The organism is Bradyrhizobium sp. LA6.1 (genome assembly GCF_040547805.1).
GTDB classification, from domain to species: domain Bacteria; phylum Pseudomonadota; class Alphaproteobacteria; order Rhizobiales; family Xanthobacteraceae; genus Bradyrhizobium; species Bradyrhizobium barranii.
Window position 1 is genome coordinate 173,338 of the sequence record NZ_JBEPQK010000001.1, and the last position, 15,085, is coordinate 188,422.

Annotated in this window: 15 protein-coding genes; 4 read left to right on the forward strand and 11 right to left on the reverse strand. The window is 65.4% G+C overall.

Going from position 1 to position 15,085, the window contains the following annotated elements:
• Positions 1 to 20: 20 nt before the first annotated feature.
• From soxA to ABIB99_RS00845, 7 genes are read right to left on the reverse strand one after another with little or no spacing between them, the layout of a single operon-like run.
• Positions 21 to 800: a sulfur oxidation c-type cytochrome SoxA gene (gene soxA, locus ABIB99_RS00815; RefSeq protein WP_354174385.1), complete on the reverse strand. Its 780-nt coding sequence runs from the start codon at positions 798 to 800 to the stop codon at positions 21 to 23.
• Positions 797 to 1,114 carry a thiosulfate oxidation carrier complex protein SoxZ gene (gene soxZ / locus ABIB99_RS00820; RefSeq protein WP_014497100.1) on the reverse strand — a complete coding sequence of 106 codons (318 nt, stop codon included), beginning with the start codon at positions 1,112 to 1,114 and terminating at the stop codon, positions 797 to 799. Before soxZ ends, soxA begins: the two co-directional genes overlap by 4 nt.
• On the reverse strand, positions 1,114 to 1,581 hold the full coding sequence (locus ABIB99_RS00825; RefSeq protein ID WP_063984851.1) for a SoxY-related AACIE arm protein: 468 nt from the start codon (positions 1,579 to 1,581) through the stop codon (positions 1,114 to 1,116). The genes soxZ and ABIB99_RS00825 overlap by 1 nt, the downstream gene beginning before the upstream one ends.
• Positions 1,582 to 1,585: 4 nt before the next feature.
• Positions 1,586 to 2,038 (reverse strand): sulfur oxidation c-type cytochrome SoxX, encoded by a 453-nt coding sequence (gene soxX / locus ABIB99_RS00830; protein ID WP_063984850.1) that lies wholly within the window; start codon positions 2,036 to 2,038, stop codon positions 1,586 to 1,588.
• Entirely contained in the window at positions 2,031 to 3,314 is a 1,284-nt protein-coding gene (locus ABIB99_RS00835; RefSeq protein ID WP_231144392.1) for an NAD(P)/FAD-dependent oxidoreductase, read from the reverse strand. The genes soxX and ABIB99_RS00835 overlap by 8 nt, the downstream gene beginning before the upstream one ends.
• A gap of 46 nt (positions 3,315 to 3,360) precedes the next feature.
• Positions 3,361 to 5,547, reverse strand: coding sequence for a xanthine dehydrogenase family protein molybdopterin-binding subunit (locus ABIB99_RS00840; RefSeq protein ID WP_063984849.1), 2,187 nt, complete (start codon positions 5,545 to 5,547; stop codon positions 3,361 to 3,363).
• An 11-nt stretch (positions 5,548 to 5,558) separates the two neighbouring features.
• Positions 5,559 to 6,008 carry a (2Fe-2S)-binding protein gene (locus tag ABIB99_RS00845; protein ID WP_028156974.1) on the reverse strand — a complete coding sequence of 150 codons (450 nt, stop codon included), beginning with the start codon at positions 6,006 to 6,008 and terminating at the stop codon, positions 5,559 to 5,561.
• 320 nt (positions 6,009 to 6,328) lie between these two features.
• Here ABIB99_RS00845 and ABIB99_RS00850 point away from each other — a divergent pair, with 320 nt between their 5' ends.
• The gene (locus ABIB99_RS00850) at positions 6,329 to 7,951 is read left to right on the forward strand and encodes a B12-binding domain-containing radical SAM protein (protein WP_231144393.1); all 1,623 of its coding nucleotides are present in this window, start codon (positions 6,329 to 6,331) and stop codon (positions 7,949 to 7,951) included.
• Positions 7,952 to 7,955: 4 nt separating this feature from the next.
• Here the strand turns inward: ABIB99_RS00850 and ABIB99_RS00855 are convergent, their stop codons facing one another.
• Positions 7,956 to 9,344, reverse strand: a complete 1,389-nt coding sequence (locus ABIB99_RS00855) for an MFS transporter (RefSeq protein ID WP_063984847.1) — start codon at positions 9,342 to 9,344, stop codon at positions 7,956 to 7,958.
• Between the two features lie 171 nt (positions 9,345 to 9,515).
• On the opposite strand from ABIB99_RS00855, the gene ABIB99_RS00860 reads away from it, so the two are divergent.
• Both ABIB99_RS00860 and cax read left to right on the forward strand, forming a co-directional pair.
• Positions 9,516 to 10,577: an isocitrate/isopropylmalate dehydrogenase family protein gene (locus ABIB99_RS00860; RefSeq protein WP_354174390.1), complete on the forward strand. Its 1,062-nt coding sequence runs from the start codon at positions 9,516 to 9,518 to the stop codon at positions 10,575 to 10,577.
• Positions 10,578 to 10,956: 379 nt separating this feature from the next.
• Positions 10,957 to 12,012 (forward strand): calcium/proton exchanger, encoded by a 1,056-nt coding sequence (gene cax / locus ABIB99_RS00865; protein WP_354174393.1) that lies wholly within the window; start codon positions 10,957 to 10,959, stop codon positions 12,010 to 12,012.
• A 94-nt stretch (positions 12,013 to 12,106) separates the two neighbouring features.
• Here the strand turns inward: cax and ABIB99_RS00870 are convergent, their stop codons facing one another.
• The 3 genes from ABIB99_RS00870 to ABIB99_RS00880 form a co-directional block, all read right to left on the reverse strand.
• Positions 12,107 to 12,568: a hypothetical protein gene (locus tag ABIB99_RS00870; protein WP_354174395.1), complete on the reverse strand. Its 462-nt coding sequence runs from the start codon at positions 12,566 to 12,568 to the stop codon at positions 12,107 to 12,109.
• 177 nt (positions 12,569 to 12,745) lie between these two features.
• Entirely contained in the window at positions 12,746 to 13,384 is a 639-nt protein-coding gene (locus ABIB99_RS00875) for a hypothetical protein (RefSeq protein WP_354174397.1), read from the reverse strand.
• 9 nt (positions 13,385 to 13,393) lie between these two features.
• Positions 13,394 to 14,581: a zinc metalloprotease gene (locus ABIB99_RS00880; RefSeq protein WP_354174398.1), complete on the reverse strand. Its 1,188-nt coding sequence runs from the start codon at positions 14,579 to 14,581 to the stop codon at positions 13,394 to 13,396.
• Between the two features lie 237 nt (positions 14,582 to 14,818).
• Between ABIB99_RS00880 and ABIB99_RS00885 the strand changes: the two genes are divergently transcribed.
• The gene (locus tag ABIB99_RS00885; protein WP_085404479.1) at positions 14,819 to 15,031 is read left to right on the forward strand and encodes a hypothetical protein; all 213 of its coding nucleotides are present in this window, start codon (positions 14,819 to 14,821) and stop codon (positions 15,029 to 15,031) included.
• Positions 15,032 to 15,085 lie beyond the last annotated feature (54 nt).

The following is a 15,085-nucleotide window of genomic DNA, read 5'->3' on the forward strand; positions in this document are numbered from 1 at the left end:
CCTAGTCCTAATCTGGGGACTCAGGGACGCACGGCAGGCGTCTCCATCGGCAGGCCGCGCGCCCGCGACATCAGGTAGAGTTCAAGCGCGACCAGCTCGGGCGCGCCGTAATCATAGGCCTGGGCGCGTACGCCGGTCATGCAACTGCGCAACCTTCGCTCGATCGACCCCAGCGTCTGCCACTCCAGGCGGTAGAGCGGATAGCCGGTCGGCTGTCCTTGCGTGATCGGCGCGCCCGCAAGACGCTTGTCGAAATTGTCGTCGTGGCAGTTGGTGCAGGCGAGGTTGAGCTGACCCTCGCGCCGCATGAAGAGGTCGCGGCCCTGCGCCACGAAAGGCTTCAGCTCCGGATCATCGCCGGCCGAGATCGCGACGCCGCGGGACTGGTGGGCGATAAAGGCGGACAGCGCCAGGAGGTCGTGGCTCTCGTAGGGCAGCGCCGGCGCCTGCTGATGATTGGCGCGGCAGAGGTTGATGCGCTGGTCGAGGGTGACGGGGCGCGCCAGCGCCTTGTCGAAGGCCGGATAGCGCGCCGCGACGCCCTTCATGCTGGTCGTTGCATCGCCGTGGCAGTCCGCACAGGCCTTGTCGGCGCTGCCGGCCTTCTTCGCCCAGAGCGCCTCGCCGTCGAGCACGAAAAGCATGCCCGGATTGGACGTGTCGTCATCCTGCATCGCGCGCGTGTCCGGCCCCATGAACGAATAGCCGGAGCGGCGCGCGTCCGGCGGAATCTCGCCGGCGAGCAGGGCAGGGGCCGCGGCCAACAATGTTGCCGCCGCTATCGCGCGCCAAAAGATCATTCGACCGTGATCGAGGCCGATGCGGTCGACGAATAGCCGTTGTCGCCGATCCATTCGAATTCGAACTTGCCGCTCTCCTTCGCGACCGTGAAGAAGGAGAGGTATGGGTTGGCCGCGATCGCCGGAAACAGGTCGGCGCGGAAAACTTCGGTGCCATTGTAGCGGCACGTAAAGCTCGTGATGATGTCGCGCGGCACCAGCGCGCCGTCCGCGGTGTGGCGGAAGCCGGTCTCCATGATGTGCGAGGTCAGCGTGCGGATCTCGATGACATCGCCGCGTTTGGCTTTTGCCGGGACGTTGATGAGCGCGGCCATCAGTTCATCTCCTCGGTACAGGCGGCCAGCGTCACGACGATGTCGGCGGCGACCTGCCAGAACGTGTCATCGGACATGCGTGCGATTGCCACCACCTTCTGGGTGTCGGCGAGCCGGATCCGGGTCGAGACCTGGGCGCGGCCGGAGGAGGGATTGAGATAGAAATTGCCGATGTTCGGCTGCGGGTTCTTCTCGTTGAAGACGTGGATGCTCTTGACGTAGTCGTTTGCGGTCATCGGGCTTGCGACGCTCACCGTCATCGGCACCGTGTTGCCGTTCTCGACCAGAGGCGGAATGTCGAGCTTGACCTTGCCGGTGCGAATCTGGGCTTCGCCGACGACGTTGCGGATGGCGGTGCTGAGCATCGCGGGCGTCGCTTCCAGCGGTCGCAGCGTGACGATCGGGATCGTCCCGGCGACCGTCGCGCCGCCTGCAATACTCAGGAATTGTCGTCGCGTGGTTGGCATGAAGCTAGTTCCGAAGCGTTACAAGAAAGGCCACGATGTCTTCGATCTCCGCGGCGGATAATATCGGCTTGCCGGCAAAATTGCGCCCGACCCGGACCAGCCCGTCGTTGCGATAATAGGACGGCATGATGGTCTGCGGGTTGTAGCGCGATGCATCGACCAGCCGCAGCCGCAACTGGCCCGCCGACCACCAGTTTCCGGTGCCGGTGAGATCGGGTGCGAGGTCACCCTGGAACCGCGCCTCCGGGAACGGACCGGAATGGCAAAGGATGCAGGTCGTGGTGCGCGCAACCACCAGCGCGCGTCCACGCGCAGGATCGGCTGGTGAGCCCGTGAGCGGCTCCGGGATGGTGTCACCGATGATTTTGTAGCGCACGAGCTCGTCGGCTCTTGCGCCGCAAGCCAGGGCAACGCCGGCGGCGATCAGCGCTGCGATATGAAGGAATGCTCTAGCCAAAGGTGTCCGCCGTGATGGTTTGAAACCAGCGTTCTGCCTCCGCGGCCTCGCGGGCGCGCAGCTCGCGCGGCGCATCGACCGGGCTGGTCGCGCCGCCCTCGACCTCGGCAAAGATGTCGCCCCTGGGCTGGTAATTGCCGGCGAGCGAGAAGCCGTAGCCGGGCGCGGCCGTGTTGTAGCAGACGCCGGTCAGCCGCGGCGTCTCCGGCGCGCGGCCCGCGAACAGGTTGAGGATGGCGGCGGCGCAGGCCTTGCCCTGTGCGCTCGCGGCCGACGCCGATTTGGGAATGCCGCCGCCGAGGCAGGCGTCGCCGATGACATGGATGTTCGGGACGAGCTTCGACTCGAATGTCACGGGATCGATCGGGCACCAGCCGGTCGCATCCGCCGCGCCCGCGATCTCGGCGATGCGGCCGGCGCGTTGCGGCGGGATGACGTTGGCGACATCAGGCGTGTAGTTGCCGAACTCGGTGATGATGGTCCTTGTCGAAGGATCGACCGAGGTGACGCGACCGCCCTGCGACAGCGCGATGCGCTCGATCATGTCGCCATAGAGCTCCTTCCACGCCTTCTCGAACAGCCGCTGCTGCGAAAAATTGTCCTTGGCATCGAGGACCAGCACCTTCGAGCGCGGCTTCTTCGTCTTCAGGTAATGCGCAATCAGGCTGGCGCGTTCGTAGGGCGCCGGCGGGCAACGCGACGGGTTGGCCGGGATGGCGATGGCGACCGTGCCGCCGTCCGCCATCGCCTCCAGTTGCCTGCGCAGCAGCAGCGTCTGCGCGCCGGCCTTCCAGGCGTGCGGCATTTTCTCGGATGCTGCTTCGTCATAGCCGGGCAGGGCCTCGAAATGGAAGTCGATGCCAGGGGAGAGTACGAGACGGTCATAGGGCAGCGCGACGCCGTCGGTCGTCACGACGCTGCGCCGCTGCGGCTCGATTGTGGTGACGGCCTCGCCGATCACGGTGATGCCCTCGGCGGCGAGCTTGTCATAGTCGAACTGCTGCGCGTCGATCTCACGCAGGCCCGCAATCACCTCGTTGCTGAAGGGGCAGGAGGTGAAGACCGCGTTCGGTTCGATCAGGATGATTTGCAGGTTTTCCTGCGCGCGTTTCAGCGCGCGGGCGCAGGCCGCGCCGCCGAACCCGCCGCCGACCACGACGATACGTGCTGCCGACTGCGCACGCGGGACCGATGGCCGCGCCAGCGTCGCGGCGGCCGCGGTGATGCCGAGCACGGCATTCCGCCGTGTCACCGGGCGCGTGGTCATCAGGATCATCCAGGCAAAAATGCCGCGGCGGCCGTTGCAGCCGCCGCGGCGTTTCTCAGGCGAAGGTGATGTTCTGGTCGCGCAGCGGCACCGAGCGGATGCGCTTGCCCGTCGCCGCGAAATAGGCGTTGAGCACCGCCGGCGCCGCGACGCCGATGGTCGGCTCGCCGACGCCGCCCCAGAACCCGCCGCTCGGCACCATCACCGATTCCACCTTCGGCATCTCGTTGATGCGCATCGAGTTGTAGGTGTCGAAGTTGGTTTGCTCGATCTTGCCGTCCTTGACGGTGCAGCCGCCGTAGAACAACGCGGACAGGCCATAGACGAAGGAGCCGGCGATCTGCCGCTCCACCTGCGCCGGATTGACGACGTAGCCGGGATCGGTGGAGGCGACGATGCGATGCACCTTGATCTTGTTGCCGTCGGTCACCGAGATTTCGGCGGCGCCGGCAACATAGCTGCCATAGCCCATGACCTGCGCGATGCCGCGATAGACGCCCTGCGGCGCCGGCTTGTCCCAGCCGATCTTCTCGGCCACGGCATTGAGCACCGCCAGATGCTTGGGATGGTTGCCCATCAGCTTGCGGCGGAATTCGAGCGGGTCCTGACCTGCGGCCTGGGCCAGCTCGTCCATGAAGCATTCCATGTAGATCGCGTTGTGATTGACGTTCACGCCGCGCCAGAAGCCGGGCGGAACGTGCGGGTTGCGCATCGCATGCTCGATCAGGAGGTTCGGCACCGAATAGCCGAACGCGGCTTCGCCGGACTGGGCGACGCCCTGGAATGCGGCCGGATCCATGCCGTTCTGCAGCGCTTCGGGGCGCAGCGAGAACAGGATCGACTGCCCGGACAGGCGGTAGTGCAGCGCCACCAGATTGTTGTTGGCGTCGAACGCGCCGGTCATCTTGCACTGGGTGATCGGGTGATACCTGCCGTGCGCCATGTCCTCTTCGCGCGACCACAACAGCTTGATCGGCGTGCCCGGCATCTGCTTGGCGATCATGACCGCCTGGCGGACGTAGTCGGTCTGGCCGCGCCGGCCGAAGCCGCCGCCGGGCATCACCTTGTACACGTCGCACTTCTCCGCTGGCAGGCCGGAGGCCTCCAGCACCGCCGCGAAGACGGCTTCGCCGTTCTGCGTGCCGCACCAGACCTCGCATTTGTCGGCCGTGTAGAGCGCGGTGGCGTTCATCGGCTCCATGGTGGCGTGGTTCTGGTAGGGGTAGTTGTAGACGGCTTCGACTTTCTTCGCTGCGCCGGCAATCGCGGCTTTGACGTCGCCGTTCTTGTTGCCGACATAGGCCGGCTGCGCGTCGTCGAGGCCCTCAGCCAGCCACTTCGCGATCGACTCGCTGGAGACCTTGGCATTCTCGCCCTCGTCCCAGACGATCGGCAGCGCTTCCAGCGCGGTCTTGGCGTGCCACCAGGTGTCGGCAACGACCGCAACCGCGGTATCGCCGACCTTGACGACCTTCTTGACGCCTTTCATGCCGGTGATCTTGGCTTCGTCATAGCTCTTCAGCTTGCCGCCAAACACCGGGCAGTCCTTGATTGCGGCGTTCAGCATGCCCGGCAGCTTGACGTCGATGCCGTAGATCATCGTGCCGGTGGTCTTGTCGGCGGTGTCGAGCCGCAAGAGGCCCTTGCCCGCGATGGTCCAGTCCTTGGGATCCTTGAGCTTGACGTCGGCCGGCGGCGTCAGCTTGGCGGCGGCTTCGGCGACCTTGCCGTAAGTTGTCGTCTTGCCCGACGCCTTGTGGGTGATGACGCCCTTGGCGACGGTGCATTCGGAGGCCGGCACCTTCCACTCGTTCGCGGCGGCCTCGATCAGCATCACGCGCGCGGTGGCGCCGCCCTTGCGGACATAGTCCTGCGACGAGCGGATGCCGCGGCTGCCGCCGGTCGAGAAATCACCCCAGACGCGCTTGCGGGCGACGCTCTGGCCGGGGGTCGGATATTCGGTCGTGACCTTCGACCAGTCGCATTCGAGTTCCTCGGCGACCAGCTGGGCGAGGCCGGTGAGCGAGCCCTGGCCCATCTCGGAGCGGGCGATGCGGATCACGACGGTGTCATCGGGCCTGACTACGACCCAGGCGTTGACTTCCGGCGCGCCGTCGGCCGCGCGGACCACGGCGGGGCCACCGAAGGGGAGATCGAGCCCGATCGCGAGGCCGGTGCCGACAGCGGCGGTGCCGATGACGAAGGCGCGACGGTTCATCTTGGGAGAAACATGCTTGTTCATGGGACGGCTCCTCAGGCGCTGGCGATCGTGTGGATCGCTTCGCGCACCTGCTGGAAGGTGCCGCAGCGGCAGATATTGGTGATGGCCTCGTCGATGTCGGCGTCGGTCGGCTTCGGCTTTTCGGCGAGGAGTGCGGCCACCGCCATGATCATGCCGCTCTGGCAATAGCCACATTGCGGAACGTCCTTGGCGATCCAGGCTGCCTGCACCTTGTGCAGCGTGTCGCCGGATGCGAGCCCCTCGATCGTGGTGATCTTCTTGCCTTCGGCCTCGCTGACCGAAATCCCGCAGGAACGGATGGCGACGCCGTCCATGTGAACGGTGCAGGCGCCGCATTGCGCAATGCCGCAGCCATATTTGGTGCCGGTCAGGCCGGCATTCTCACGGATCGCCCAGAGCAGCGGCGTATCCGGCTCGACGTCGAGCGTGAAGGTTTTTCCGTTGATTGTTAGGTTTGCCATCGCAAGTCCCCTGATTGGCCCAATCCACCGATCGGACTCAGGGAACAATGTGTCTGGCAAATTGGAACTGTTCAAATCAATAGTCCGAGGGGTGGCCAACAGCGAGGCTGGCATGCGCGGGGAAGAATGTCGGGAGCGCGGTGTTGCCGCCGAAATCGCCGTCCAAGCGGCCGGATGAGCCTCTCCCGGCGCCAAGAGGTGGCTCGGAACGACGCCCGGCGCGTTCCGGGCAGTTCCCATTGCGGCGACAGTTTGTCCTTTTTACCGGGGTGCAAGACGAACGCGCTCTGGTACACTGGGACGAAGCAAAAAGGGATTCCATGAACGTACCGCAGCGCTGCAACGTATTGATGCTCTATCCGCTGTTCTTGGCGGAGTCGTTCTGGAGCTTTGGCGAATCCTGCGAGCTGATGGGTGTGAAGCGACCCGCGGCCCCCCTCGGCCTGATCACGGTGGCCGCGATGCTGCCGAAGGACTGGACGGTCCGGCTGATCGACTGCAACACGCAAGCCTTGGGTGACGAGGATCTCACCTGGGCCGACGTCGTGTTCACCGGCGGCATGCTGCCGCAGCAGGCCGATACGCTGCGCCTGATCGAACTCTGCCGCGCCGCCGGCAAGCCGGTGGTCGTCGGCGGACCCGATCCCACCTCCAGCCCGCACATCTACGAGAAGGCCGACTTCCGGGTGCTCGGCGAGGCCGAAAGCGTCATCGACGAGTTCATCGCGGCCTGGGAAAGCGGGGCCCGCGCCGGCGTCTTCACTGCGCCGAAATTCCAGGCCGACGTAACAAAGACGCCGGTGCCACGCTTCGATCTCCTGAAGTTCGAGGACTATCTCTACCTCGGTGTGCAATATTCGCGTGGCTGTCCGTTCACCTGCGAGTTCTGCGACATCATCGAGCTCTACGGCCGTGTGCCGCGCACCAAGACGGTCGAGCAGATGTTTGTCGAGCTCGAGACGCTCTACCGGATGGGCTACCGCGGCCATCTCGACTTCGTCGACGACAATTTCATCGGCAACAAGAAGTCGCTGCGGCAGTTCCTGCCCCAGCTCGCCGAATGGCAGCGCGCGCACGGCTATCCCTTCGAATTGTCCACCGAGGCCTCGGTCAACCTGGCCGACGATCCCGAGCTATTGGAGCTGATGGGCGCGGCCAATTTCTTCGGCATCTTCGTTGGCATCGAAAGTCCGGACCCTGCAACGCTGGTCGCGATGCGGAAGAAGCAGAACACGCGGCGCAACATCGCCGAGAGCATCCACAAGATCTATGCCGCCGGCATGCTCGTCACCGCGGGTTTCATCGTCGGCTTCGACACCGAGAAGGTCTCGATGGCGGAAGCGATGATCGATTTCATCGAGGAGGCCGCGATTCCCGTCGCCATGGTCGGCCTGCTCTATGCGTTGCCGAACACGCAGCTCACGCGCCGACTCGAGCGTGAAGGCCGGCTGCATCCGGGCCACGATCTGGCGCCGACCATCGGCGCCGATCAGTGCACGGACGGCATCAACTTCGATCCGGTCCGCCCGTTGCGCGACATCCTGACGGACTACAAGCGGGTGCTGGAGCACATCTACAGCCCCGCCGCCTACGCAGGACGCGTCGACCGCCTGATGACGCTGCTCGACCGATCCAGGCAGCGCCCCGAGCTCGCCGAGGGCGACATCCGCTCGCGGGTCGGGGCGATGGAGACGGTGCACCGCGTTGTCACCGCCCTTCCCGAAGCGCGCGGGCCGCTGTGGCAGACCTTCATGAACTGCGCCAAGCGCGACACGTCATCGGCACGGATCGCGGTGCAGATGATTGCCGCCTATGCGCATCTCGGGCCGTTCTCGCGCAAGGTCATCGAAGCCATCGACGGGCGCCTCGCTGCGCTCGATGACGAGACGGTCATCCCGACCGCTGCGACGCTCGACACCACCGCAGCCCGGCACCTGGCCTGAAGGCTTACTTCACCGCCAGCCGCAGGAAGCTCATCACGCTGCCGAGCGCGGCGAAGCCGGCGCCGAGCCCCAGAGCGACGGTCGCGCCATCGTGACCGGCCAGCGCAAAGCACAGCGCCGCGAGTGCGGCTCCCGTCGTTTGCCCTGTCAGCCGCGCGGTGGCGACGATGCCGGAGGCGCTGCCGCTGCGGTGCGGCGGCGCGCTCGACATCACGGCCTTCATGTTCGGCGCCTGGAAGAAGCCGAACCCCATGCCGCAGATCACCATCCGCCAGATGATGTCGGGGATGGCAGGATTGGACGGAAGCATCGCGAGCAATGCCATGCCGAGGCCGAGCAGCACGAGCCCGATGCCGCCGAGCAGGCCGACCGCGTGCCGGTCGGAGAGGCGCCCCGCGATCGGCGCCATGATGCCGACCACCAGCGGCCAGGGCGTCATGAAGAAGCCGGTCTCGACCTGCGAACGCCCGAGCACGTCCTCGAAATAGAACGGCAGCGAGACGAAGGCGAGGCCCTGCACGGCGAACGAGCACACCGCGGTCGCTGCCGACAGCGCGAACATCGGCCGGCTGAACAGGTCGATCGGCAGCATCGGCGCGGGATGGTCGGCATGCCGGCGCGTCAGGATGAAGCCGAGTGCGAGGGCCGTGATCAGCTCGATGCCCACGACGACGGGCGACAGATTGTGCGCGGCGCTGCCGATGCCCGTGATGAACAGGCCGAGGCAGGCGGACGCAAGGACCGCGCCGAGAAAATCAAAGCCGTGATCGGCGCGCGGCGTCTTCGGCAGCATTGCAAAGCCGATCCCGATCGCGACGAGGCCGAACGGGATGTTGACAGCGAACAGCCACGGCCACGGGCCGACTGCGAGGATGGCAGAGGCGATCGATGGACCGATGGTGAAGGCGGTCGCGACCACGAGCGCGTTGTGGCCAAAACCGCGGCCAAGCATCCGGCCGGGATAGACGAAGCGCACCAGCGCCGTGTTGACGCTCATGATGCCGCTGGCGCCCAGGCCCTGCAGCGTGCGCGCGACCAGCAGGCTGTCCAGCGACCACGCCACCGCGCAGAGCAGCGAGGCGATGGTGAACAGGATCAGGCCGCCGAGATAGATGCGCTGGTGCCCGACGATCTCGCCGAGCGCACCGAGCGGCAGCAGGGTCGCCACCAGCGCGATCTGGTAGACATTGACCACCCAGACCGATTGCTCCGGCGTGACGTGCAAATCGGCGGCAATGGCTGGCAGCGCGATATTCGCGATCGCGGTGTCGAGGGAGGCCATCGCCAGCGCAGTGAAGATGGCGGCGATCGCCCAGCGCCGCTGCGTGGCCGGAAGGCCGTCGGCAATGGGATGATCGGGCTCGCGCGCGGCGGCAGGTAACGTGATTGTCATTGCCTGGCGCGTTGCTCCGGCGGCGTGGTGAAAGGGGACTTTTGGCATGTACTACGCCGAAGGCCGCTTCCACAGGCATATGCTTGCATGCTGTGTATGCGCGAAGGTCAGGCGATGCGGCCGGCGGCTGGCGTATGATCGCGCCAACTGCTGCAATCTTGGGGGATCACCATGCAAATCGTCGTTCTGCCCGGTGACGGCATCGGACCGGAGATCACGACCGCGACATCGGGCGTGCTGCGTGCGGCCTCCGAGCGCTTCCAGCTCAATCTGCGCCTCGAGGAGCACGCGGTCGGGCACGCGAGCCTGAAGCTATCAGGCACGACGGTGCGCCCCGAGTTGCTCGACATCGTCCGCGCCGCCGACGGTCTGATCCTGGGGCCGACCGCGACCTTCGACTTCAAGGACGAGGCCCATGGCGAGATCAACCCGTCCAGGCACTTTCGCAAGAGCCTCGACCTCTACGCCAATGTCCGGCCCGCGCGCACCTATGCGGGGCGGCCCGGCCGGCTCGGCGAGTTCGACCTCGTCGTCGTGCGCGAGAACACCGAAGGGTTTTACGCCGACCGCAACATGGAGCAGGGCAATGGCGAGATGCTGGTCACGCCTGACGTCGTGATCTCGTTGCGCCGGATCACGCGCCTCTGCTGCGAGCGCATCGCGCACGCCGCCTGCCGCCTGGCAATGAAGCGGCGAAGACATCTGACCATCGTGCACAAGGCCAATGTGCTCAAGATCGGCGACGGCATGTTCCTCGACATCTGCCGCGCGGCGGCGAAGGGCTATCCCGGCCTCGAAGTCGACGACATCCTGGTCGACGCCATGATGGCGCATGTCGTGCGCAACCCCGATCGCTTCGACGTCATCGTCGCCACCAACATGTTCGGCGACATCCTGTCCGATCTCACGGCCGAGCTCTCCGGCAGCCTCGGCCTCGGCGGCTCGCTCAATGTCGGCGACCGCTATGCGATGGCGCAGGCTGCACACGGCTCGGCGCCTGACATCGCGGGGCAGGACGTCGCCAATCCGGTCTCGCTGATCCTGTCGACCGCGTTGCTGCTGGCCTGGCATGGCGAGAAGACCGGCGCCGTCCGCTATGAGGAAGCCGCGCGTGCGATCGAAGCCGCGGTGGCGAAGGCGCTTCGCGAGGGCAGGGCGACGCGCGACGTCGGCGGCAAGCTCGGCACGATCGCGGCAGGTGCTGCGATTGCGGAGATCTTGCAGGCGGAGTGAGCCATCGTCGCGGATGCCTGCGATTTTTTTGGGGGCCAACACAAAAACTCGAAAAACAACCCCATGCACAGTAGAAGGCTCCTTGATCGATAAGGGATTTTCGGAGCGCGTCGCGACGACCTTCGTGACGGTGGTCACGTTGACCCGTCGGGCAAAACACTGGCATGATGGTATCGTGCCAGCGGTCGGGGACAAGGGCGCATTCTCATCATGCGCGACGTCCGCTTCCTGACGTCCAGTGGCCCGTCTCCTCTGGCCCGCTTGAGCCAGATCAAGACTCACCCCGCGGCGGCGCCGGACCTTTCCATCAACGCATCCATGGAAAGGGCGGCCCATATGACAACCCCTCAGGGAAATCCGGGATACACCTCTGCTCTGGATGCTGGTCTTCGTGCCCATCGTGCTGATGGCGGAGGCGGTCGCCCCGCATTCCCACACGCTGCTGTTCGTGCTCGCCGTGCTTGCGATCGTGCCGCTGGCGGCGCTGCTCAGTCACGCCACCGAAGCGGTCGCCGCCAGAACCGGCGATGCCGCGGGTGGGCTGCTCAACGCAACGCTCGGCAATCTGACGGAGCTGATCATCGCCATCACGGCGCTGCGGGCAGGCGAGTACATGCTGGTGAAGGCCTCGATTGCCGGCGCGATCGTCACCAACGCGACATTCATGCTCGGCGCCTGCCTGCTGCTCGGCGGCCTGCGCTACCACGTGCAGGAGTACAACCGCGCCGGCGCGCGCCTGTCGTCCGGCCTGTTGCTGATGGCGACAGTCGCCCTGCTGGCCCCCTCGGCAGTCGCCGACCTCGAGCATTTGCCGCAGGACGGAGGCGTCATTCACAAGCTTAGCGTCGGCATTTCAGTCCTGCTGATCGCGGCTTACGCGCTTGGCCTGTGGTTCTCGCTCGGGACGCACAAGGAATTGTTCGCAAGCGCCGATCACGGCGAGCAGGAGGAAGCGCACTGGCCGATCGGGCTAGCCGTTGGGACGCTGCTGGCCGTCACCGTGCTGGTGGCGCTGGTGAGCGAGATCTTCGTGGAATCGGTGCAGAAGGCGGCGGAAACCTTCGGCATGAGTCCGGCTTTCGTCGGGTTCATCATCGTTTCGCTGGTTGGCGCCGCTGCCGAATTTGCAGTTGCCCTTGCCGCTGCGCGCAAGGACCGCCTCGACATGGTCGTCAGCATTGCGCTCGGCAGCGCCTCCCAGATCGCGCTGTTCGTTGCACCCGCGCTCGTGCTGCTCAGCTATGTCGTGGGACCGACGCCAATGAACCTTCAGTTCTGGCCTGGCGCCGTCACCATGGTGATGATCGCAACAGTCACGGCGACCTTCATCACCACCAGTGGACGCTCGGCATGGTTCGTCGGCGCGCTGATGATTTTCATTTATGCGGTGTTTGCGCTGACGCTGTATGTCGTCCCGCCGGCGGGCGAGGGATGAGGTGCACTCGCCCGCCGGCACAGGGGTGAATTGGCTCATCGGAGAATGGCGGCCCGTGGCGAGCCATCCTCCGAAGCGGCGAATACGTTTCCCGCTAGTAGGCCCAGTAGCTGCCGGTGGGCGGGCAATTGTCGCCGCCATAGCCATAGCCGTAGTTGCCGCCGCCATAACCGTAATACGATGCGGCCGGGTAGCCGTTGCCATAGGCGGGATAACCGCCATAGTAGCCACCGTAGTACCCGCCATAGCCGCCGTAATAGGCGCTCCGCGCGATTGCGCCGCCGACGATCGCGCCGGCGACCACACCATAACCGAGGCCGCGATAGCCGTAGCCGCGATAACCCCAGCCTCCGCGGTAGCCCCAGCCGACGCCGCGATAGCCGTAGCCGCCGCCGCGCCAGCCGCCGACCCAGCGCACTTCGGTGGTGACCTGATCGACCATCGATTTCATCGTCGAAAGATGCGTCGGGATCGGCCCGGCCTGAGCGATTGTGCCTGATAGCAGGGCGCCGGCTCCGGCGAGAACGAAGGTACGCAGGGAATTCGAGGATGTCATGATCGATCATCTCCTTGGCTTACGGGCGGCGCTTTCTGCGCGGCCGTACCCATTCCGGGATGGCAATGCCGCGGCGGGTTTGATCCAGATCAAGCGTCGACGGCGTATCCGGCCTGGACCTCGACGGGATCAATGTGCGATGCCGTCGGTAAGCGCGCGCAGGCTCCTTGCGGGCGGCTACTTCAAGTCGACCGTATCTTCCGCGATGATTTCTTCGTCGAATCCGGTCGTCCGCAACACGCGCACCGCGGCACGTTTGGCGCCGGCGAACTGATTGCGATCGACGTCCACCTCGGGAGTGGGACGACTCACTGCGATCGTGTCCCACGTCGACTTGTTGTCCGGCTTGACCTGGACCGAGTAGGTCACGCCGGCGACGGGCTGCAAACCGCCGAGCTGGTCGATCTTCAATGGTCGCCGGCTGGCTGCCGCAGCCCCGGCGAGCTCGAGTCCGAAGGTGGCGCCTGCGGTCGGCCCGGAGGGGGCCGCCCCGGCCTCGTACCGGCTGATCTCCTTCCCCTTGAGCTGGAGGCTTACCGACTTCATGCCGCTCACCCGTGGAAGGTCCGCCTGAATCAGACCGACTTCGTTCGGCCGGTCGGGTTCAGCAGATGACCGGCGGATCACGACAGGCTCCCGATAAACTTCCTTGCCTTTGTCGTCGTAGGCCACGAGTTCCACGTCCTTGTCGGTGGCGGCGTCCGACGCGATGGTGGAGACCGACGGGTTCACATACATGATCTTGCCGTCGCCAGCGGTCTTGTTGATGGTCGCGACGACGTGAACGAATGATCCGGTCTTGATTTCGGTCTTCATCGGATCCTCCTAGGCGACCGGCGGACCGAGGGCGTCCTCTTCCAAAAGCCGGGTCATTATCGCCTGGTAAGTGTACGCCGATAGCCACTGGTTGTCTGCATAGGTCATCACGTCGTGATATGTGAGCCCCGGCAACGCAGCGGTCGGCAAGCCGAGTTCGTGATCCCCGGTGTCGACACCGACATATTTGTTGTCCGGCTTGCTGATACAGCCGTTCTCATAAGGGAATGTCGGATCGCTCGCGTCCTGCGCGGCGGGGGGAAATCCCGGATGAAACCGGCCGAACGTATGTCCAAGTTCGTGTGCGCCGTACCAGTCGGCATATGACGCGTCGCGATCGCCGGCAAAGCCGTTCGGCACGCCCGCGGGTCCGGAAGCGACGGTGTCCGGCTGGGGCGTGCCCGGAATGGCGAACGCCTTTCCTCGCATGAAGTTGTTGGACGCGTTATCGTCGACGAGACCGTAATAGTGCGTGCGCGGGTCGACGCCGCTGCTCACCTCGCGGCTTCGCAGCGCGGCGATCTGGGCATTGGCGAGATCGACCGTCGAGTCGTCGAACGGCGCGGCAAAATCCGCGTCCACCACCATGTGGGACCATTCGAGCGCGGCGACAGGATAGGCGCGGTTGAGAAACGACTTGAGATACGAAAAGTGGACCGCAGCGGGGGTGACGGTCGTTGTGCCCGCCCTGTATCGAAGACCGATCACCCGGATGCGCAACGGCGGCGCCGCCGCGAATGTGACGGGCGCGATGTTGAACGCCGCCGCCGGAAGGTCGCCGCCTCCGGGCTGAAAGATGCGGCTGATGCGCAAGCTGAGCGTGCCCGCGCCGATGGCCGCGGCCGGCAGGCGGAAGTTCAGGCTCTTGTCGATGTCTTCCCGCTGTTCACGGAGGCTGAAGGGCGAGCCCGGGTCCACCCGAAGCGAGTTGAGGGCCGGGACGAACGTGTCGCCTCCGCCACTCCGGCTCCACGCAATTTCCGCGGTGATCTGACCGGGCTGCGACACCGAAGTCGGCTCAAGATAGAGGCGAACGAGCGTCGCCTTATCGGCGACCAGCGGCACCGAATTCGTCACGTCCTGAACACACTGGACGATCTCGACGCCGCGCACCTGCACGCCGGTCTGCGGCTGAGCAAGGCCGAGCGGGCGGCGCTTGCGAGGTTTGAGTCTGGGAACGCCCGAGCCGCGATGCACGCACATCATGCACATGGTGTTGTTCCGGCTTTGATGACCCGTAACGCGAGCTTCGCTTTGTCGCGTGGACTTTAGGTCTACATTGATACTATACTACTCGCTATAATTGAACAAAGCCAACCCTGCGGATCGGTCATTTGGACGCAGCGCGGTTGACATAGCCTGTTGTCGGAGCCGGTCGCGAAAGGCCCCCGCACAGCAAGTTCTGCGGCGAATTATTTGCGCGGAGGACGTTCGATGCTGCATCGCTTTCAGTCGCGTGGGCTCGGCGCGGCAGCTGCTCCGCAGAGCACCGCGCCGCCACGTTCGGAGTTCGAGCCGATCGAGGACATCCGCGCCTCGTTCATCGACAAATTCCAGAGGCGGCGGATCGAGGCCGGCGAGAAGCCCGCCGCCCTGAGGCGCAGCCTGAACGGACAGCCGATCGACGAGCCGGACCATCCGCGCTGATGGCCTCGCGGCAAGTCTCGTGCGACGCCTCCGTTTTTGGACAATCCCTTTTGA

What these genes read in the sequence shown, in the direction of transcription:
- soxA (WP_354174385.1), bottom strand. Translation starts at nt 800, where the DNA reads ATGATCTTTTGGCGCGCGATAGCGGCGGCAACATTGTTGGCCGCGGCC.
- soxZ (WP_014497100.1), bottom strand. Translation starts at nt 1,114, where the DNA reads ATGGCCGCGCTCATCAACGTCCCGGCAAAAGCCAAACGCGGCGATGTC.
- ABIB99_RS00825 (WP_063984851.1), bottom strand. Translation starts at nt 1,581, where the DNA reads ATGCCAACCACGCGACGACAATTCCTGAGTATTGCAGGCGGCGCGACG.
- ABIB99_RS00835 (WP_231144392.1), bottom strand. Translation starts at nt 3,314, where the DNA reads ATGATCCTGATGACCACGCGCCCGGTGACACGGCGGAATGCCGTGCTC.
- ABIB99_RS00840 (WP_063984849.1), bottom strand. Translation starts at nt 5,547, where the DNA reads ATGAACAAGCATGTTTCTCCCAAGATGAACCGTCGCGCCTTCGTCATC.
- ABIB99_RS00845 (WP_028156974.1), bottom strand. Translation starts at nt 6,008, where the DNA reads ATGGCAAACCTAACAATCAACGGAAAAACCTTCACGCTCGACGTCGAG.
- ABIB99_RS00850 (WP_231144393.1), top strand. Translation starts at nt 6,329, where the DNA reads ATGAACGTACCGCAGCGCTGCAACGTATTGATGCTCTATCCGCTGTTC.
- ABIB99_RS00855 (WP_063984847.1), bottom strand. Translation starts at nt 9,344, where the DNA reads ATGACAATCACGTTACCTGCCGCCGCGCGCGAGCCCGATCATCCCATT.
- ABIB99_RS00860 (WP_354174390.1), top strand. Translation starts at nt 9,516, where the DNA reads ATGCAAATCGTCGTTCTGCCCGGTGACGGCATCGGACCGGAGATCACG.
- cax (WP_354174393.1), top strand. Translation starts at nt 10,957, where the DNA reads ATGCTGGTCTTCGTGCCCATCGTGCTGATGGCGGAGGCGGTCGCCCCG.
- ABIB99_RS00870 (WP_354174395.1), bottom strand. Translation starts at nt 12,568, where the DNA reads ATGACATCCTCGAATTCCCTGCGTACCTTCGTTCTCGCCGGAGCCGGC.
- ABIB99_RS00875 (WP_354174397.1), bottom strand. Translation starts at nt 13,384, where the DNA reads ATGAAGACCGAAATCAAGACCGGATCATTCGTTCACGTCGTCGCGACC.
- ABIB99_RS00885 (WP_085404479.1), top strand. Translation starts at nt 14,819, where the DNA reads ATGCTGCATCGCTTTCAGTCGCGTGGGCTCGGCGCGGCAGCTGCTCCG.